The following is a 21,409-nucleotide window of genomic DNA, read 5'->3' as shown; positions in this document are numbered from 1 at the left end:
TATTTCATGAGATTGCCACGCAGCCTATGGCTGCTCACAATGACAACCCGATATCCACATAACAATGCCTTGCGGGAATGACAGTGGAAAACCGAACCACTCAACAACTACGCTATTTACTATATCCTTTTAAAATCTCAAAATCTTGCCCTTGGAGCAAGAATTTTTCAGGTAATGTAATTTTTACTACAAAATTTTTTACATCTGCGCTTTGTAAATAGATTGTAGCTTTAGCATTACTCTGATCTTCATTATTTATACGAGCTGCAAGCAAGGTTACTATCTGCTGTAATTCTTCATGATTTTGTGGATAAAACTGTAGTTCAAATTGTTTATTATTAATTGCATCCTCAATTGATGAAAAGCTTTTTGCCGTTAGTTTTATTCCTCCCTCATCTTTAACTATGTCACAGTTAACAACTACCAAACTTTTAACATCAAGTAAATGTACATAATCTTTTAAAACTTCCTCACTAAAAATACTAAGTTCAAAGATGTTCTCAGGATCGGAAAGCACGAGCGTCACAAACCTACCTCTTGCCGACATACGAGAATCCTTTTTTTGTATTACACCGGCAAGATTTACTCGGTTAGTACCATCAGGTAAGTTATTATGCAAATCCGCAATATTTAAAATATTTAAACGACTAAATATTTCTTGATATTCCGTAAGAGGATGATTAGAGATAAATAAACCCATAGCCTCAAATTCATAAAAGGCTAAAGTATTTTTATCGGCATAATCGCTTGATACTAAAATAGTTGGACTTAAACTAGAAACTTTAATTAAGCTAAATTGATTAGATTCCTGCTCTTCGTGATATGCAGTTGAATAAGAAAGCAATTTTGGAATGCTTGACAATAATTGCAATCGATTATCATGCAGCTCATCAAAACAGCCTGACTTGATTAAATTTTCCAATAATTTACTGTTAATAGATTTTGGGGGTAATCTTTCAATAAAATCAGTAATTGATTTAAACGCCCCTCTTGCTTTTCGCTCATCCGTTACTAACTTACCGAAATTCGGCGTAACTCCCTTAATAGCACCTAAGGCGAAGATTATTGCACCCGCGATGTCACACCGTGGCTTGACCACGGTATCTTTTGAAATTTCCTGGATACCACGATCAAGTCGCGGGATGACAGGCTTTACGCTATGCGGGATGACAGTGTCCGAAAACTTTACACTAAAATACCCTTCAGAAATATTAATATTAGGTGCAATAATTTTTATGCCGTTATCTTTTGCTTCTTGTAAAAATAAATTAATTTTATCGTGATTATTCAATTCAAGATTTAAGCATGCTACTAAAAATGCAGCAGGATAATTAGCTTTAAGATATGCAGTTTGGTATGAAATAACACCGTAAGACGCAGCATGTGCCTTATTAAAACCGTATCCGGCAAATTTAGCCACGGTCGCAAAAATGGATTTAGCTTGAGATTCCGAAATATTATTAGCAATTGCTCCTTTAACAAAAATTTCTTCCTGCTCCTCCATTTCTTTTTTTATCTTCTTACCCATTGCTCTCCGAAGTAAATCGGCAGCTCCTAGCGTATAACCTGCAAGAACCTGAGCAATTCTTTGTACCTGCTCCTGATATATCACCACTCCATAAGTTTCTTCTAAGATTGGTTGCAATAGCTCATGTAAATAATCAGGCTGTTGTAATTTATGCTTACAAGCTATATAGGTAGGAATATTTTCCATAGGACCAGGACGGTATAACGCACCAAGAGCTATCAAATCATGTATAGAATCAGGTTTAAGGCGTCTAAGTGCATCTTTCATCCCGATACTTTCAAATTGGAAAACGCCGACTCCTTTACCTTTACACAACATTTGATAAGTCTTATTATCATCAAACGTCATATTGTTAAAATCTACTTCTATCCCTTGCTCTTTAAGCAGTTTCTTACAATCGGTAATAACCGTTAGGGTTTGTAGCCCTAAAAAATCAAATTTAATTAAACCGGCAATCTCGGAATATTTCATAGAATAACCGACTACCAGCATATCGGAGTTAGCATCTTTATATACCGGTACTATATCGACTAAATCAGTACCTGCTATTACGATTCCTGCAGCATGAGTTGAGGAATGCCTATGCAGCCCCTCAAGAATTAACGAAGTATCAATCACTAACTTAATTAACTCTGCTTCACCGTCTAAATTATACAGCCCATTACCTTTAGCGGCATTTGCAAGCTCCGGAACTTCACGCATTGCCTGTTCTAAGCTAACTGGATTAACTGCACTAAAAGGGACAAGCTCCGTTAGATAATCAGCGAATTTATAAGGTAAGCTAAGCACACGAGCAACATCCTTAATTACAGCCTTTGCCTGCATCTTACCGAAAGTTATAATCTGTCCTACTCTATTATTACCGTATTTGGAACGTACGTAATTAATTACTTCCTCACGCCTTTCCTGACAAAAATCAATATCAAAATCAGGCATTGAAATACGTTCAGGATTTAAAAATCTTTCAAATAATAAGCCAAATTTAATCGGATCGAGATCAGTAATAAGCAAGCTCCAAGCAACAACCGAGCCTGCTCCCGATCCTCTACCCGGTCCAACTAAAATACCCTCTTTTTTACTCCATTTAATAAAATCAGATACAATCAAAAAATAACCGGCAAAATTCATATTACAGATAATATCCAGCTCATAATTAAGACGAGCAAAATATTCGGTTTTCAATGCTTCTTGATTCTCTAACGCAATATTTTCAGATTTAAACTTTGTAGCAAGCCTTGCAAGCAACCCTTCTTTTGCATCTTTTTTAATTAAATCCGTTTCACTAATATCTTTGGTGGCAAAATTAGGCAGCATCGGCGGGTTTGCATGTGCGGCAAAATAACAACGCTCTCTTAAATTCACGGTATTTTGGATGGCACTAGGTAAATCGGAAAAAAGCTCTATCATCTCATGCGGTGATCTAAAATAACAATTTTCGCTAACTGTTTTTCGATCCAGATATTCTTTAGTAACACCGGCTGATATACATAACAATACATCATGTGCATCATGCATGCTTTTCTCACTAAACAAAACTTTATTAGTAGCAACAAGCGGAATAGCAAGCTCGGCAGCAATTCTAATATAACTATCCTCAATAAACTGTTCTTCCGGTAGCTCATGTCTCATAATCTCAAAGTAAAAACGATCTCCTAAAATTTCCTGTAATTTACGTGCAAATAGCATCGCTTGCTCCTCGTTGCGAGCTAGCAAGCATTTTCCGACAATACCGTCGGTATAACAGCATAATCCTATTAATCCTTCTTGATATTCGATTAAATCTTCAAAACCAATGTGATCGCATATCTTACGATCATTTTTAGTAAAAGTAAGGCTTGATAGTTTGAGTAAATTTTTATAACCAGTTTCATCTTTAGCTATAAGCAAAATTTGAGCAAAAATATCTATATCATATTTTATATTTAGAATAACTCCGTGTATCGGCTGCAGTCCTTTTTTTACTGCACATAATGCAAACTCTAATGAGCCGAATAAATTTCCCTTATCTGCCAAACAAATAGCAGGCATTTTATTCGATGAAGCAAGTTCTACTACCTTCTCAATCGTTAATGCACTTTCTAGAAAAGAATAAGAGCTTTGAGTTCTTAAATGAATAAATTCAGGTCGCATTTTAAATTAATATTAAAGTTTATTGTCTTACTGTATGACTCCTTATGTCATTCCCGTAGACTTTTTATGTTATTCCCGCGTAGGCGGGAATAACATCGGAAGCCTTAACGACAAGACTAAATTTTACTTCCGACTGCATAATATCTAAAACCGATTTTTTTCATTGCTTCATTATCTAGTATATTTCTAAAATCAATGATTATCGGGGATTTTACTAAATCATAAATTTCTTGCCAATTAAGTTCTTTAAATTCTGACCATTCAGTTGCAATAACTATAATATCTACTGATTTACAGGCGTCAACTGCTGAATCTAAATATAGCAAATTTTTATGTTCCAAATTCTTTTTAGCATTTTCAAGACCGATAGGATCAAATGCTTTAACATATACATCTTTATTTAATAAGATCTTTACAATTGCGATGGCAGGGCTTGCTCTTACATCATCTGTTCCTGCTTTATATGTTAAGCCTAAAATTGCTATATTTTTACCTTTTAAATCTCCGTCTAACAAAGTAGCTATTTTATCTACCATATTACTTGGACGCTGCTTATTACTTTTAATTACTGCCTCAAGAATCCTACAATCTATATGATGATTTTCTACAAGATTATTTAATGCTAGAATATCTTTTGGAAAGCACGAACCGCCAAAACCAGGTCCTGCATTTAAAAAATTTTGACCGATTCTTTGGTCAAGTCCTACACCTTTAGATAAATCTTTAATATTACCGCCGATTTTTTCACATAAATCAGCCATCTCATTAATAAAAGCAATTTTGGTAGCTAAGAAACTATTTGAAGCATATTTAATAAGTTCGCTCGTCACTAAATCGGTAACCACAAACTTTACACCTTGTAAAGGTGCATAAATTTTTCGCAATATTTCCTCTGATTCTTTATTATTTACACCGATAACTATACGATCAGGATATAAAAAATCTTCTACCGCACTACCCTCTCTTAAAAACTCAGGATTAGAAGCAACATTAAATGAAAAGCCTCTTGATTTTAAATAAGCTATAATATTACTGCAACTACCTGGCGGAACGGTAGATTTTATGACTATTAAACAATCTTTATTTATATGCTCGAAAACTTTATCAATAGCATCATAAACATATTTTAAATCCGCTTCTCCCAACCCTTTTGAAGGTGTACCGACCGTAATAAATATTGCATCAGCATTTTGAAGTTCATTATTATAAATATTTGTAAATTTTAACCTATCAGATTCTAAAGCTTGCTTAAGATACTCATCAAGTTTAGCTTCATAAATCGGTAATATTTGCTTATTTAATTTGGATATTTTAACCTCATCATTATCAAGACAAGTAACATTATGACCTAAATAGCCCATAATAATACCTGAGACTAATCCCACATATCCGCTACCGATAAATGTAATATTCATAATTTTTTGTGATTTTTATATTAAATTTTTAAATTATACGTTATATTCCAAGTGTATACCTCAAATAAATGAAGAGTAGTATAGACGAAGCTCAATTTCAAAAAGTGCAAGGAGTCCACAAGACGAGGAACAGAGCGTATACTTAATACGTGAGTACCGGAGTACTTGTAGGATGACGTAGCCAATTTTTGCAGTTCTATCCGAGTATATAAAGCTTTTATCATATTTCAATAGATTTACAAGCTCAAATGAATTTTATTAAAAAAACCTTTATTAGTATTTTTATAATTCTGATTTCATTATCTTTGGCTATAACTCTAACTGTTTATAGTGCAAATAAAGGACACTTAAATGAACCTTTGAAAAAAATAATTGAATTTTATTTAAGTAAAAATGATATAAAGGCTGTACTACATAATTTAGAATTTAAAGAAAACCAATTATCCATAGATAAAATTTCCTTAAGTCTTATAGATAATGCTAGAGGAGAAATTAACGATTTTAATCTTTTCTTTAATTTCAAAAACTTCTTCTCTAATTCGTTAATAGAGGCTAATTTTAATATCGATAAAATTTCCGTAATTTCAAATAACGATGAAGAGATTATAAATACTTCAACGACCGGTGATTATTCGTTAAATATAATTAAAAAAAATTCCCTAACCGACATACGACTAACTTCAATAAAAAGTGATATCCTAACTGATGAGCAAGGAGCAGACTTACCTCTAGGAAATGCTTTATGCTCATATAAAACCACCTATTCTAAATATAATCCAAAGACTGTTAATTGCAAACTCACCTTTGGGAACAAAGCTTTTTTATCACTAAGCGGTATAATAACCGATAAAAATATCGATGCAAGTGCAGCTGCCGCAAATATGCCTTTAATAATTTATCAAACAGTCGAAAAAATCATTCCGGATAATCCTATAATCTCATATTTACGAGAACATATAAAACAAGGTTACATCCAAAACGGAGAATTAAATATTAAATTAGATAAAAAATTTTTAAAAAAAAATATTTTAGTAGAAGATAATTTAAAAGCAAATTTACATATCTCGAATTTTGAATATAAATATCATACAGATTTACCACCTTTGACTAAAGTTGATACTAATATAATCATTTCAGGACCGGAAATAAAATTTCTAATTAATGAAGCATATAGCGGTAAAAGTGTCGTTTCAGACGGTATTATGACTTTCAAATGGGAAGGACTGGATAAATCACAATTTGTTTTTAATGCTACTGCTAAAGGTGAAATTAATGACTTAATTGCCTTTGTTCCAAATGATGCATATCAAAATATTAAAGCTCAAAATATTGATCTTAAAAAAATCAAAGGAACGGCAAATTCAATAATAGAGCTAATAATTCCTATTAGCCCCAATATCCCTAATAGCTATAATGTTTTGTCGACATTAACAAATATCTCTTTTAACACCTTAGACAATAATATCCTATTACAAAACGGTGAAGCCAAAGGTAGTTTTAAAGATAATAAACTAAATATTAGCGGTAAAGGTAACATTAATAATTATGCAAGCAGCTTTACTTATGATCATGATATATCGGATAAAAATAATGAGTGTTTACTTAAAATAAAAAGCAATATTGCGGCAAATAATCAAAGATTTGGAGTATTTAAATTAATTTCAGGCAGCACCGTTTTAAATTTTGAGTATAAAAAACAGCATACTAATGAGAGTTTTATTACCGTTAATTCTAATCTTAATAATTTAGAATTTTATATAGATAAAGTATCTATTCATAAAAAATTATATAAAAAAGCCAATTTATATTTATATACTAAATTAAATGATAAAAATTTCGATAGAAATATTGTATTTAACCTTTCAGGGCAGGATAATCTAAAAATTAACGGTAATGCCGTAATTAAGAACAATATTTATAATATTAATCTAGCCTCTGTTAAACATAATCATACGGATTTAAAAGGAAACATAATCATAGATAACCATAATCTTAATACGACACTTTATGGAAACAGATTAGATTTATCAAATGCTAATATGATGCAGTTTTTAGAAAAAGCGGGAGATTCTACACGTAATATTAATTTAAAAACTAATATATCAAAAATACTTTTAAAGAATAATATAATTCTAGGTAATCTTGATTTAGCAATTAAATGTGATAAAGTGCGGTGTTTCTCCGGCTTTCTAAATGCTAATATTGATAATAAAAAAGTTAAGATGTCGCTTACTGCTAAGGAAACTTTTGAACAATGGTTCATTGAATCCGATAATGCCGGAGCATTGCTTAAGGGACTTGGAATGTATACCACTATGCAAAACGGTCAAATTAACATCAACTTAAATACAAAAAGATATGAAGTAAAAAAAGGTGAAATAGTGCCAATATTAGACGGCAAATTTTCTATAAAACATTTTACGGTAGTCGATACTCCTTTTTTAACACGGCTTGTTTCCTTTGTTTCGTTGCCGGGTTTTCTTAGTTCAATAACTAATAATAAACATATTTTATTTGAAGATATGAGCGGTAAATTTAATTATAGAGGAAATATAATTACAATTTTTGATACGGAAGCACATGGACCGTTCTTTGATTTTACTATGACAGGTAATATTGATACCAAGCAGCAATTAATTATGGTTAAAGGAAATGTTATTCCTTCCTTTTTCTTAATCAGCACTATTGTAACTAAAATACCGGTAGTCGGTAAAATATTTTCCAAAGTCGCTCCTTACTCCCTAAAAATGAAATATTAAGTAACTATTTAAAGCTATTAGATTTCATGTACAAAATTTTTAATCATTCCTTTATGTCATTCCTGCGAGGCATTATTGCGTGTGTACCTAATCGTCATTGCGAGCGACTGAAAGCGTTGTTGCATGGCTCAAAAAACGTGTTCGGTGTCATACCATGGCTTGACCACGGTATCCAGAAAACAACTAAAAATACTAACAATATTAGTATTTGGGTCCTGCTACAAACTTGCGGGATGACAGAAGTGGAAGCAAGCCATGCAACAAAGCCACAACTGCAAGGAGCGTGGTGGCAATCCAGAAATAATAATAGAATATTCTGTAAATCAGAATTTTTTACTGGATTGCTTCGTCGCAACTTACAGTTTTTCCTCACAATGACGTTGAAGATCAATTCATGCAAGAATGACATAAATAACCATACATATTTAATCGGTATTTTACTTTTAGGCTTAATTTCCGGTCTGACGTTCAATTTAATTTTTTTTACAGTGCCATATCAATTATCCGAAGCAAAATACACCACTGATATAATAGGTTCGATATCACTAGCTGCCTTTCCGTATTGCTTAAAGGTCATATGGTCACCTTTTATAGATAAATACTCTATACCTTTTTTATGTTCTAAATTCGGTCACAGGCGTGGCTGGGCATTGGTATCACAAATATTTTTAATCCTAGCGATGACGGGGTTCTTAAACATAAGCCCTTGTAATAACTTATATATTACTGCAATTATCTTATTTATTATTTCATCCTGCAGTTCTACACAAGATATTGTACTTGATGCATATAGAATTGAGAGATCTACATCTAAAGAAGAGCTTTCAATGGCTTTTACCTTTAGTAGCATAGGGTTTCGTTTAGGTATGTTACTTGGCAGCGTCGGTACTTTATATTCATCAATTATTTTCGGCTGGAATACAGTATATAAATCGGCTCTATTCATTACTCTAATTGGACCTATAGTAATTTTATGTATCAAAGAACCACAATCAAAAGAAATACACCATACAACTACTCATTTAATAGGATTACAACAATATTTTGAAGTTATTAAAAAAAGTATTATCTCCTTAAAAAATGAACAGCAATATTTACTGCTAATTATATTGTTTATCTTTTTATATAAGGCTGCGGATTCTATACCTATGGCTATGAGTTCGCCTTTATTGCTCGATTTAAGTTTTACTACTCATGAAATTGCCGTTATTTACAAAGCTTACGGGTTACTAATCATGATCGTCGGAGGAGCTTTAAGCGGCGTTTTAGCTGCAAAAATGGGTATATTTCATAGTGTCTTAATTGGTGGAGTTATTCAATTATTGTCACCTCTTATGTTTATGATTCTTGCTACTATCGGCTATGATATAAAGACATTTATAATAACTGTTACAGTACAAAATTTTTGTGCAGGCTTTGCAGGAACTATTATCTCTATCTATTTTGCTAGCCTTTGCAATAGTGAATTTGTTGCCACACAATATTCTATTATTGCATCTTTTAGCTCGCTTAGCCGTATTATTCTAGCTAGCCTTGGCGGTATTTGTGCAAAATATCTTACTTGGCCTGTATTCTTTTTAGGTAATACTCTGTTTAGCATGTTATTTATCCCGATATTTTATAAAATATATAGAAAGAAACTAGGCTTTGTGAATATTTCTAAAAAGATATGACAATTATTAAAAAAAGTTTATAATATTGATATATATATTTCTGCGAAATTAAGAGTCAGAATTTTTATGAAACTATATAGTTTTCAAGAACATTTATTAGAATTAAAAATAAGGCTTCTTAGAATATTTACTGCTTTTATAATTATATTTGCTATTTGCTATTATTTTAGCGACAATATTTATAGTGTTTTATTAAAACCGCTTGCTAAGCTAAGCGGTGATACGGTACGAAATATAATTTATACAGGGCTTACAGAAGCATTTTTTACCTATATTAAACTTGCAGCTTTTACTGCTTTTACTATTATTATACCTATAATTGCTTTGGAGTGTTATTTATTTATCAGTCCCGGGTTACACCGCCATGAAAAAAAAATTATCGCTTTTATTCTTTTTATGTCGCCTATTTTATTTTGGTGCGGTAGTATTTTTGTTTTTTACTTTGTAATGCCGAAAGCTTGGAATTTTTTTCTTAGTTTTGAAAAACGTGATATGATCGTACCGATAGTTTTGGAAGCAAGAATTAGCGAGTATCTAAATTTAGTTATTCATTTAATTATTGCTTTTGGAGTCGCCTTTCAACTACCAGTTGTGATAATGATATTAAATATACTAAAAATAGTTAAGGTACAAACACTTAAGCAAAAAAGATGCATTGCCGTGGTAATTAACTTTATTATTGCAGGAATATTAACGCCTCCTGACATTTTAAGCCAGTTTGCTCTTGCAATACCGCTACTTTTATTATATGAAACTTCAATAATGATATGTAATTTTATAGAAAAACTGAGGACACTAAATGTTAAATATCAAATGGATTAGAGAAAATAAAGAATTGTTCGATGAAAAGCTTAGCCAAAGATTTATTGAACCTATGTCTAGTAAAATTGCTATGCTCGACGGAGAGAAAAGAAAAATTACGAGTTTAATTCAAGAACTTCAGCATGCACGTAAGGTAAAATCAAAGATTTTAGGTAATATGGCCTCTAAAAGCGGCGAAGAATTTGAAGGGTTACAAAGAGATGTCAAACATATAAATGAGAAGTTGGAAGCACTTGAACAGGATCTAAATAATAATAACGAATTAAATGAACTATTAAATATGTTGCCTAATATTCCGGACGAAGAAGTACCTTACGGAATGGATGAAAGTATGAATAAATTAGTTCGTACTTACGGAGAGACAAATCCAAATGCTTTGAATAAACAGCATTTTGAACTAGGTATAAAATTAAATTTAATGGATTTTGAACAAACTGCTAAAATTTCTGGAACTAGATTTGTAACGTTAAAAGGTGATTTAGCAAAGCTAGAACGTGCTTTAATTAATTTTATGATTGATGTTCATACTAAAGAGTGGGATTTCTTTGAGATATCACCTCCGGTATTAGTTCGAGATAATGCTATGTATAATGCAGGACAACTACCTAAATTTGCCGAAGAGTCTTTTGCAACAACCAATGGTTACAGACTAATTCCAACCGCAGAAGTATCTTTAATAAATATGGTCGCCGATACTATTATACCAAGAGAAAAATTACCGATACGTTATGTTGCTTACACCCCGTGCTTTAGATCAGAAGCAGGTAGTAGCGGTAGAGATACAAGAGGTATGATTAGATTACATCAGTTCGGTAAAGTTGAGCTAGTATCTATTACTACCCCTGAAGAATCAACAAATGAGCATGAATATATAACTAATGCATCAGAGACTATTTTACAAAAACTGAATCTTCCTTATCGTGTTATGTTACTTTGCACCGGAGATATGGGATTTGCGGCAAAAAAAACCTATGATATAGAAGTATGGCTTCCGGGACAAAAGCAATATCGCGAAATTGCTAGCTGTTCTAATTGTGGAGATTTTCAAGCACGTAGAATGAAAGCAAGATATAAAGAATTCGGCAGTAACGAAACTACCTTAGTTCATACTTTAAATGCTTCAGGATTACCTATCGGAAGAACTATGGTTGCAATACTTGAAAATTATCAGAATGAAGATGGATCAATAACTATACCGGATGTCTTGATAAATTACATGGGAGGATTACAAAAAATCATTGCCTATAGTGAATAATTGTTTATTAAATATAAAATATAAAGTTTCTAGTTGTTGTTAAATTGGCTTTGTTGCATGGCTCTTATGTCATTCCCGCTTTCGCGGGAATGACATCGAGTAGAGACCTACGGCTGCTGGCAATGACGCCTCTAGCATCCACGCAGGCAAAGTTCATTAGTATATACTCCTGTGAAATGAAGAGTTATTATACGAAGTTCAACTTGGAAAAGAGCAAGGAGTCTATAAACCGAGGGGCGGAGCGTATACTTAATACGTGAGCATCCGAGGACTTACAAAGACGACGTAGCCAATTTTTCAAGTTGAACGAGTATACAAAACGATAATTTAAATTCAGGTTATTTGTGTTTAGTGGTTTACGAAAATTTGATAAAGATATATATAATTATAATGCTCCTAATTTTATACCTATAGCATGTCATTATAATGAAAATACTTTACTTACCAAAGACGGTAAATTACTACAAATTATCAAAATACACGGCATTACCTCAAAGAAAATAAGTGATAACATACAAAATTTACGTGAAATGGTTAGAGTTTCTATAAAAAAGAATATAACCGATTATGATTTTGCTTTTTGGCTACATACAATACGAGAAAAACAAAACTTAGACGATTCAACTCCTTACAAAAAATTATTACCGGCAAATATTCATACCTTATGGCAAAGAAAAAACCATTGGAATGATAAATTCGTTAATACTTTATATATATCTATAGTACATGATTCTGCTAAAGTTAACATCACAAATTTTAACTCTTTAATAAATTCTTTATCTCATAAATTAATTACTGATTTTGAAAATAACTACTTAGATTCAGCTTTTCAAAAATTAGACAATATCACTAATAATATTTTAAATGATTTAAACGAATTCAGTGCTGAAAAACTCGGTATAATATTTGAAAATGATAATGTTTTTTCTAATCCTTTATTTTTATATAATCGCATAGCTAACCTTAATAATAATGATTGTTTGGTACCTATAATAGATTTATCCGATGCAATAGGTAGAAGTATTTATACAATTAGCAGCGATAAAATGGTAGTTACGGATCATGAGAAAAATAATAAATTCGTTTCTTTACTATCTATAAAAGAATATCATGAAACTCCTTCTCATACACTGGATAAATTTTTACAGTTACCGATTGAATTCATAATAACTGAAATATTTTACTTTGTTAGCAAAAAACAAGTAATATCCAAATTGCGTGGTCAAGATTATATTCTAAAAATTACTAACGACTCAACTTTACTTAATCACAAAGGGATTAATAAGCTTGATGCAGCTAATTTAGATTGTCAATTTTGTAATCAGCAAATTTCAATTGCCGTTATAGAAGAAGATGAAAATAAACTAGATGCAGCCGTAGCTAAAGCATCAACCGAACTTTTTAAACTTGGTATTATTCATGTAAAAGAAGATATTAATATTGAGCAAATATTTTGGTCGCAATTACCTGCTAACTTTGCCTTTATACGTAGAATGTCGCCATTATCCGTAGAGCATATTGCTTCTCTTACCGCTCTTCATAATACTACACTCGGTAATCAATATAATCCTTGGGGTAAGGCTATAACTTTACTGCGAACCGAGAAAGGTACTCCATATTTCATGAATTTTCATGATAAAACGAATAAAGGTAATACTTGCATCTTTGGTACGGGGAAAACCGGCAAAACCGTATTATTGAACTTTTTAATATCAGAATCGACTAAATACGATCCAACAATAATTTATATCTCTAATAATAATGATTCTAAAATTTTTATCGAGGCAATAGAAGGCAAATGGTTAGAACCGGACAAACAAATTATCAATCCATTTTTAGTAGATGATACAGAAAAATCACAAGCATTCATTTTAGAATTTTTAAAATTAATCAGTGGTCATTATATTTCACCTCTTAGCGAAATAGAGATATCCTTTCTAGAGAAATTAAAAAATAAAATTTTATCAATTGAAAAAGAAAAACGTATTTTTTCCGATATTTTAAAATTAGAAGATTTTAAGGAGGAAGGAGGAATACAAATACTTGATAAACTTAAAGTTTTTACTGAAGAACAATTATATTCCGGATTATTTGACGGATCGTCTCTTAACATTGAAGAAGGGAAAGTTATAGGGTTTAATTTATATAAACTTTCTGATGAGCCGTTTTCTAAACAATTTTACCCGACGGAGAGAAAATTTTTAGAACAATTTAATAATAATTTAAAGAAACACCAAAGTATTAGTGCAGCAGTAATTTATGCTTTTACTTATCATTTAAGTCTAGTTGGCACAAAACCTAAAATATTTGCTGCCGATAATTTTGATAAACTTTACAGACCTGAGATTTATTATGATAATATAAATTTAATCTATAATAATTTGTCTCAAAATAACGGTATTTTCGTCAGTAATTTCAATTTTATTTATCTTAAGTCATATCCAAAATATACTATAAAACCTTGGCTTGATTTAATTAATACTAAAATTATTCTACCGTCTGACGTTAAAATAGAAGATTTAGATAAAATTTTAGGTTTAAGCAAGCCGGAAATACGAAAATTATCACAGCTAATACTTTCTGCAAGAATGTTCTTAATTAGTAAGGATAATGAATCGATAGCTTCTGAATTAAGTATTGCCGCTTTAATAGGAGTTGTCCGTATTTTATCAAGCAGACAGGAGGAAATGGATATTTATAAAAAAATACTTGAACAACACCAAGGTCCTCCGGATAATTGGGTTAATTACCTATATAATGAGTTAAATACGGACTAATATTTCACTCTGTCATCCCGTGATTTATTATGGGATCCAAAAAAAATTAAAAAGGACTGGATCCCGCTACAAGCTCGTGGGATGACAATAATTTATTATGAACTATAAAAACAACGAGCATAAAGAATACTCAAAGTGTTAAAAAAATATTTACTATTTTTCTTATTTTCATTTTTCTCATTTAATGTATATGCATCTATTTGGGATGATATAGTCACTTGTCTTAGCGATCCATGTAATTGCGGTCAAAGTGAGAGAACGGAAATTTGGAATAAGGATGGAGGCATCAATGCAAAGCCAAGAGGACCTTTTAAACCAGGCACATTATGTCCTCCTTGGAATAAAAGTGACGGTCGTAATAATGATACTTGTTTATTAAAATTTGATTACCCAGGTATATTTATCGGTTTTTTACTTAATAGATGTGCAGAAGAAGCTCCTGATAGTAGTTACTTTACTCCAAAAATTCGTATTAGAATTCAAAGCTGTAATGCCATAGCTTGTTGGCACCAAAACTCTACTTTACATTGGGATGGAGAATGTGTATTATGGCCTACAGGTTACGGTATACCTCTAACTAGAGTCTGTGCTAGAATTGCCGTACCGGATATGCCTCCACCTCCCGGGATAAATGCCCCACCTTCCCCTGCAGATCCAGGTTATACCGATGGAGTACATCTCAATAAAGTCGGTTATACAGAAACTGATAATAAGATAATCGGTATAGACGGAAAAATAATTACTTTAAAACCTCCTAAACTTTGTGCTTATAGCGATCCTGGACTTGTTAACCTTGCTTCAGATTCTGGTGTACATCTTGATCCGATGGACTGGAATCCTAATCGTCAACCTCTTCATCGCACTAACGAACTTAGCCCTATTGCAAAAATATTAAAATTTTTAGTTGAAACGATAAAAGGAGTAAGTTTACCAAGTTTATTAGGGCAGCTTCTTGGTATGATAAATCAAAATTCAGAATTTATAAAAGTACTTCAATCAATACTTAATGCAATAGGAGAGATTTTTAATTTTTTTCCTACTTTAATAATAAAAATTATTGAAGCACTTGGGTCATTAAACGGTGCTGTAGATAGCTATTCTTTTGGTTGTGTACAATTACCTTTAGGGCCTTTTCCACCACCATATTGTCCAAATTTAGATTATATTAGCACTAGTGCGAGTGCTCATAATGTATGTAGCATAAAAGATGCAAGCGGCCAGTTTGACCAATCTTCTACTAATCCGGCTTGTGTAGTGCCATCTAATATTAATGTTAAAAACAATATTGTTAATAATACCATACGTGTTAGCTTTAGCAATCTTGTTCCGCTTTGCACGAGTTCTCGTTCTGACCTCAAAACTTGTGTAGAACCACGTAATATAGATTTTTCTTCAGCAAAAATTACTCATACTAATACGGCTTTTAAAGATTTAATTAAATCGTGTAAGAATACTTCAGGCAACACTCCATGTATTAATACAGAAATTTCTACGCCATGTAGTGTTACGGCTAACGGTTGTAATGAGGGATTTAGAATAGTATATTCGCAGAAAATTGGAAATGTAGAAACACCCAGCGATTACTACATAAGCGATATACCGGACTGTCCAAGTTCTAATTCAACTACCTGTCAAAAAGTGTGGGGAGTTAATATCGGTGAATTTAAGGATGTAAGCGTAAAATTTCCTGAGGTACAAAAGCAAGATATAACTAGCTTAATGCCTATAAAGACAGATGTCATCTTAAAAGACAACAACGGTAAAGATAGAAAGCTTTATGTCTCTATTAGTAATACCGAAGACGATAAGCAAAATCCTAATAATATTTGCTTATTTGAGTCCGGTAATTTAATAGATTGTGTACCGCGAGTAAATCATTCTTACAGCTTAGCTGCTTATGAATGTGCAAAGCAATATGCCGGAATTACCTGTACTAATAATAGCAATCCCAACGATGCTTATTATAAACCGCAATTCATTGCGTCAGTACAAGTAAGAGAAGGCGACAATATCATAGATGAAACAAGCACTCTTGTAACGCCGTTAGCATACGCCGGACCTCCACCTCCCAACCCCACTGACACAGAAAGCATAGTAATGCTTGCCGGTTATAAGTATAGTTCTTCCGTTGTGTTTATACCTAAAGATCCAAAGGAAGATAAATATATTGCTATGCCGTTTTCAGGAGAGAATGCTCTAAATCAGTTGACTATTCACGGTAAATATAAAGACGATAAAGCACCTTATGATAGTAATGGAAATCCTGACTCAAGTGCGGTATATTTAAAATATTTAGAATATATAAATGGTAAATATATCCAAGGTGGAACGCATGCCTGCTTGATGCCGAAAAATTTCCAACATTGTACCCCTATGCTGCGTCCTACTTTACCTGATGGATCACCTATGCCCGGTTACAATCATGACTCAACAAATTGTGTACTTGCTAAACTCAACAACAACGATACTATAAATTGCAAAGATTTTAAAAATAAATATAACGTTAAATATCCAAATCTTAGCTTATGTAAAAAAGATATAGATCTAACGCGCTGTACTCTAGAAGAAACAGTGTCAGGTCCAGGAAGAGGTATTACAATTTATACTTGCAATATAAATAAGATTCCGAGTAAATGCTATACCAATAACGACAAGGCTAATACTCCAATATGTGTTTTAAGTAGGGATTATACAGATAGAATCGAGCCGAAACCTAACATAGGACCAATATTAGTACCGGTAGATCCTTCAAAATATTATACAGTGACATATACAAAAGGAGATAACAATACTCCTCCTGAGCCGACATATAACGCTGAGACTGAGGATGTAAGAGATAAAACTTGGCAAGAGCTAAATCTTTGTGCTCCTATATTAGTACCTACTTGTGCTAAAATTCCTAGCACAGAGAAAGCTCCTTCCGGTAACAATCACGGTAATGCAGAATGGCCTGAAAGCGATATAGGAGAACTTGCAAAAGGAAAATGCCCGACGAATTGGATACCTATTGATCCTAATAAACCTTTAGAACGCCATTGTTTATCATATTTTGATAGAAAGGTTGTCGAGTTTGAACCTTTAGGCCACAATGTCGGCTGTAGAAAATTTAAAGGATTCCCCATAAAAGTTGGTTATAACGACTTTCCATCAGACCAATTACTTGAGACCCCTTATAATCCGGTAACTCAAATAGGTGACTATATCTTCAACAAAAAACCGGTACCACATGGGAGCATTATGGCATTTCCAAAGGATGGAGCACGTATAACTGCAACAAATAAACCGGACAATACAATATTGCATACTGTAGAATTCAAAGTAACTTTAGATGCAATAATGGACGATATTGAGTATTTTAAAGTAAAAGATTTATGGTATGATGATTGCACATTAATATATGTCAACGGCACAAAGTTACTTAGCTTCCCTACTAACATTGATTCTTTAGATGAGAAAAGGTACTGTAACAATGGAAATGACCAAGGTCAAGCATTACAAGCTAAAAATTTACCGATTGATATAAAGCGTTATTTAAAACAAGGAGAAAATACTATAAGATTCCAGCTAAGAGTTATGTTTGATGGAGGACTATATTTCCACATGCAATATAAAATGAAGAGATAAATAAATGAGTTGGATTATTTTTTATACGGTAATCGCTGCTTTACTGATTCTGGATTTGGGAATAATACACAAAAAAAATACCATAATGAGCTTTAAAGAAAGCGTACTTTTTAGTCTTTTCTATCTTGTAATAGCTTGTTTATTCGGTATCTATGTTTACTATAATACGGGGGCAGATCATGCTCGTGAATATTATACTTGCTTTCTCATTGAGAAAGCTATGTCACTTGATAATATTTTTGTTATCTCTATTATTTTCCAATTTTTTAAAATTCCCTGGCAATATCAACATCGTGTTTTATTTTTCGGTATAATAGGCGTAATAATATTCAGAGCTGTAATGATTTACGGCGGTATTATTCTTATAAATAAATTTGCCTGGTTATTATATATTTTTGCCGTAATACTTATTGCTACAGGTATAAAAACTTTCTATGTATCACATAAAACTTTTGATATACAGAATTCTTATATTTACAAGTCAATAATAAAAAATCTAAATATTACCCCTAACCTTGAAGGGGATAAATTTGTTGTTAAACGTAATAACAAACTATATTGCACCCCCCTTTTTATATCTCTAGTACTGATAGAAGCAATAGATTTAGTCTTTGCTATAGATAGTATAGCGGCAATATTCGCAATTACTAATGATGTTTATATAATTTATACTTCAAATATTTTTGCTATTTTAGGGCTTAGAGCGTTATTCTCTTGTTTAGCAGAAATTGTAGAACGTTTCAGTTATATAAAATATTCTTTGGCTTTAATTTTAATATTTATCAGCTTTAAAATATTTATTCATCATTATATAACGATTCCGGAATATGTTGCGTTCACTGTAACTATTACTTTATTACTATTTGGTATAATTGCTTCCATAATTAGGAAAAATATGATTGACCATTAATAAAGGGGGTATATAATATTTTTTTATTTTTTAAGCAATTATAATGACTAAATTACTAAAATTATTTTTTATTACTATCATCATTTTTAATAACATTGCTTTCGCAAAAGAAACAGGGTTCTATATAGGAGTAGAAGGCGGAATAATTGAACCGGTCGTTAGTAAATTCCGACATAAACACTCAAATACCGAAATAATTTTAAAAAAATCAAGTATGTATAGTGGAAAAATAGGCTATATAATATATCCACAGATAGCTATTGAATTCTCAGCAACTTATCAACCTAAATATAGTCTGCATTACGTATTACCTCAGCAAAATTTAAGTAATGGTCTCACTATTCCTAAAACCCCAGGTAATACTACCGTATTATCAAATCTATATATGCTAAATCTTATTTATGATTTAGAAAAAATAAAAACTTTCACACCTTTTGTAATACTTGGAGGTGGAATAGCACAAGTAAAAGTTAAGCCTACCTCTTCTAGGTGGAGTGTTATAAATAGCGATTATTTTAAAGTAAGAAAAACTCATAAAAATTGTGTTGCTTGGCAAGCAGGTCTTGGAATTTCACAAGATGTAACTTCAAATTTAAGTATTGATGCAACTGCAAAATTACAAACGGCATATAGAGTAAGAATTAATTATGATACGCTTGATATGAAAACGGGGCAATTCGTGCCAACAAATCCTATCAAAAAAACTATAGCCGTTGGAGAATTTGGCATAGGATTTACTTATAGATTGCCATTTTAATAATTCTGTGAAATATTTATATGAAAGCTACAAATGTCATCATCCCGCGGGATGACACGAATAATTCAACTACATAAGGGAAAAATATGTCTCCAAAAGCTACTAACTCTTCTTCTACCCCTAACGGTCATGATAAGATGGCAAAAAAAACACATTCCGCACAATCCGTTGTTAACGGTGCGGTTTCAGATCATAACACTTATGATGAAATACCGTATGAAAGCTACCCATATGCTCTTACAAATCCTTATCACTTAAGTACACTTGCAACTCTTTTCGGTGTAAATGCTCCTGAAGTCGAGAATGCAAAAATATTAGAGCTTGGTTGTGCAGCAGGCGGTAATTTAATACCACATGCAGTTCTTTATCCAAAAGCTTATTTTGTTGGGGTTGATTTGTCTAAGGTACAAATTGACGAAGCAAATAAAAATGTTAAAGCACTAGGATTAAAAAATATAGAGTTCCATCATTGTTCGATAACTGATATTAACGATTCTTTCGGTAAGTTTGATTATATAATTTGCCATGGCGTAATTTCTTGGGTACCAAAAACCGTTAGAGATAAAATTTTTGAAGTTTGTAATAAAAATCTTAGTCCAAACGGAATAGCATATATTAGCTATAATACCCTCCCTGGCTGGAATATGGTCCGTACTATTAGAGATATGATGATGTATCATTCTAGCTCATTTGCAAATGTACGGGATAGAATAGCTCAATCTAGATTGTTACTAGAATTTGTTAAGGATAGCTTAGAAAACTCTAAAACTCCTTATGCAGAAGCATTAAAAACCGAAGCAGGGCTACTTGCTAAACAAACCGATCATTATTTACGTCATGATCATCTAGAAGAAGAAAATGCTCAATTCTACTTCCATGAATTTATGAATGAAGCAAGAAAGCACAATTTACAATATTTAGCCGATTGTAATCTTTCGACTATGTATCTCGGTAATATGCCGCCGAAAGTAGTAGAGCAGTTAAAAGCGGTAAACGATATAGTTAGAACCGAACAATATATGGATTTCATTACGAATCGTCGTTTTAGAACCACTTTACTATGTCATAGTGATGTGAAAATTAATAGAAATATTAACAATGATGATATAACGAAATTTAATATAATTTTTAATATAGTGCCTGAAAAACCACTCAAAGAAGTAGATCTTAATAATGCTTCCGAAAATTTAAAATTCTTCTTAAACGGCAATCAAGACTCTAACTTAACAACTAGTTCGCCTTATATGAAAGCTATTTTATACACTTTCAGCGAAAATCTAAATAATCCGTTAAGCTTTGAGAAAATAACCACTGAAGCTAATAAAAAGCTACATAATACTAAATTAAACGAAATCAAAGCTGAGCTTTTAAATAATGCAATGAAGCTAGTACTACAAGGTTATATTAGTATTACAAATCAGAAGCATCGAAATAACCCTGAGCTTGATAAGCCTAAAACAACAAAAATGGTGATACATCAAGCAACCCATACACCTTCTATGTGGGTTACAAATTTAAAACATGAACCGATCGGCGTTAATTTCTTTGAGAAGTTTGCACTTAGATATATGGATGGTAAACATGATAAAAAAGCAATCATTGAGGCTGTACTTGGTCATGTAGAAAAAGGCGAGCTAACTTTAAGTAAAGAAGGTCAAAAAGTAGAAAACAAGGAAGAAATACGCAAAGAACTAGAAAGCTTATTTATTCCGATGATCAAGAAATTTTCTTCTAATGCTTTGTTGGTGTAGCCAATTTG

General features: G+C 32.1%; 12 protein-coding genes. 10 read left to right on the top strand and 2 right to left on the bottom strand.

All coding sequences use genetic code 11. The annotated features are described in order from the left end of the window. Positions 1 to 112 precede the first annotated feature (112 nt). The gene (dnaE, locus tag RSIB_RS01930; RefSeq protein WP_004997380.1) at positions 113 to 3,658 is read right to left on the bottom strand and encodes a DNA polymerase III subunit alpha; all 3,546 of its coding nucleotides are present in this window, start codon (positions 3,656 to 3,658) and stop codon (positions 113 to 115) included. A 116-nt stretch (positions 3,659 to 3,774) separates the two neighbouring features. Next, complete coding sequence (locus tag RSIB_RS01935) at positions 3,775 to 5,073, bottom strand: UDP-glucose dehydrogenase family protein (RefSeq protein ID WP_004997379.1); 1,299 nt, start codon at positions 5,071 to 5,073, stop codon at positions 3,775 to 3,777. Positions 5,074 to 5,321: 248 nt separating this feature from the next. Between RSIB_RS01935 and RSIB_RS01940 the strand changes: the two genes are divergently transcribed. From RSIB_RS01940 to RSIB_RS01980, 10 genes are all read left to right on the top strand, one after another. Further along, a complete protein-coding gene (locus tag RSIB_RS01940) occupies positions 5,322 to 7,832 on the top strand; it encodes a YhdP family protein (protein ID WP_004997378.1) in 2,511 nt (836 codons plus the stop codon). A gap of 137 nt (positions 7,833 to 7,969) precedes the next feature. Next, on the top strand, positions 7,970 to 9,505 hold the full coding sequence (locus tag RSIB_RS01945; protein WP_004997375.1) for an MFS transporter: 1,536 nt from the start codon (positions 7,970 to 7,972) through the stop codon (positions 9,503 to 9,505). A 66-nt stretch (positions 9,506 to 9,571) separates the two neighbouring features. Beyond that, the gene (gene tatC, locus RSIB_RS01950) at positions 9,572 to 10,327 is read left to right on the top strand and encodes a twin-arginine translocase subunit TatC (RefSeq protein WP_004997372.1); all 756 of its coding nucleotides are present in this window, start codon (positions 9,572 to 9,574) and stop codon (positions 10,325 to 10,327) included. Then, a complete protein-coding gene (gene serS / locus RSIB_RS01955; protein ID WP_004997369.1) occupies positions 10,305 to 11,582 on the top strand; it encodes a serine--tRNA ligase in 1,278 nt (425 codons plus the stop codon). The genes tatC and serS overlap by 23 nt, the downstream gene beginning before the upstream one ends. 44 nt (positions 11,583 to 11,626) lie before the next feature. Further along, on the top strand, positions 11,627 to 11,842 hold the full coding sequence (locus RSIB_RS10490) for a palindromic element RPE5 domain-containing protein (RefSeq protein WP_081440476.1): 216 nt from the start codon (positions 11,627 to 11,629) through the stop codon (positions 11,840 to 11,842). 84 nt (positions 11,843 to 11,926) lie between these two features. After that, the gene (locus RSIB_RS01960) at positions 11,927 to 14,359 is read left to right on the top strand and encodes a VirB4 family type IV secretion/conjugal transfer ATPase (RefSeq protein ID WP_004997367.1); all 2,433 of its coding nucleotides are present in this window, start codon (positions 11,927 to 11,929) and stop codon (positions 14,357 to 14,359) included. A gap of 135 nt (positions 14,360 to 14,494) precedes the next feature. Next, positions 14,495 to 17,983 (top strand): hypothetical protein, encoded by a 3,489-nt coding sequence (locus RSIB_RS01965; RefSeq protein ID WP_004997365.1) that lies wholly within the window; start codon positions 14,495 to 14,497, stop codon positions 17,981 to 17,983. Between the two features lie 4 nt (positions 17,984 to 17,987). Further along, positions 17,988 to 18,893 carry a TerC/Alx family metal homeostasis membrane protein gene (locus tag RSIB_RS01970; protein WP_016728362.1) on the top strand — a complete coding sequence of 302 codons (906 nt, stop codon included), beginning with the start codon at positions 17,988 to 17,990 and terminating at the stop codon, positions 18,891 to 18,893. Positions 18,894 to 18,936: 43 nt separating this feature from the next. Continuing rightward, positions 18,937 to 19,650, top strand: a complete 714-nt coding sequence (locus RSIB_RS01975; protein WP_004997361.1) for an outer membrane protein — start codon at positions 18,937 to 18,939, stop codon at positions 19,648 to 19,650. An 86-nt stretch (positions 19,651 to 19,736) separates the two neighbouring features. Next, on the top strand, positions 19,737 to 21,401 hold the full coding sequence (locus tag RSIB_RS01980; RefSeq protein WP_004997358.1) for a methyltransferase regulatory domain-containing protein: 1,665 nt from the start codon (positions 19,737 to 19,739) through the stop codon (positions 21,399 to 21,401). Positions 21,402 to 21,409: the final 8 nt, after the last annotated feature.

This window comes from Rickettsia sibirica 246, assembly GCF_000166935.1.
GTDB lineage: Bacteria > Pseudomonadota > Alphaproteobacteria > Rickettsiales > Rickettsiaceae > Rickettsia > Rickettsia rickettsii.
This window is presented reverse-complemented; position numbering and strand designations above follow the sequence as displayed.

Coding starts and splice junctions, on each gene's coding strand:
- RSIB_RS01940 (WP_004997378.1), top strand. CDS start 5,322: ATGAATTTTATTAAAAAAACCTTTATTAGTATTTTTATAATTCTGATT.
- RSIB_RS01935 (WP_004997379.1), bottom strand. CDS start 5,073: ATGAATATTACATTTATCGGTAGCGGATATGTGGGATTAGTCTCAGGT.
- tatC (WP_004997372.1), top strand. CDS start 9,572: ATGAAACTATATAGTTTTCAAGAACATTTATTAGAATTAAAAATAAGG.
- RSIB_RS01970 (WP_016728362.1), top strand. CDS start 17,988: ATGAGTTGGATTATTTTTTATACGGTAATCGCTGCTTTACTGATTCTG.
- serS (WP_004997369.1), top strand. CDS start 10,305: ATGTTAAATATCAAATGGATTAGAGAAAATAAAGAATTGTTCGATGAA.
- RSIB_RS01980 (WP_004997358.1), top strand. CDS start 19,737: ATGTCTCCAAAAGCTACTAACTCTTCTTCTACCCCTAACGGTCATGAT.
- dnaE (WP_004997380.1), bottom strand. CDS start 3,658: ATGCGACCTGAATTTATTCATTTAAGAACTCAAAGCTCTTATTCTTTT.
- RSIB_RS01975 (WP_004997361.1), top strand. CDS start 18,937: ATGACTAAATTACTAAAATTATTTTTTATTACTATCATCATTTTTAAT.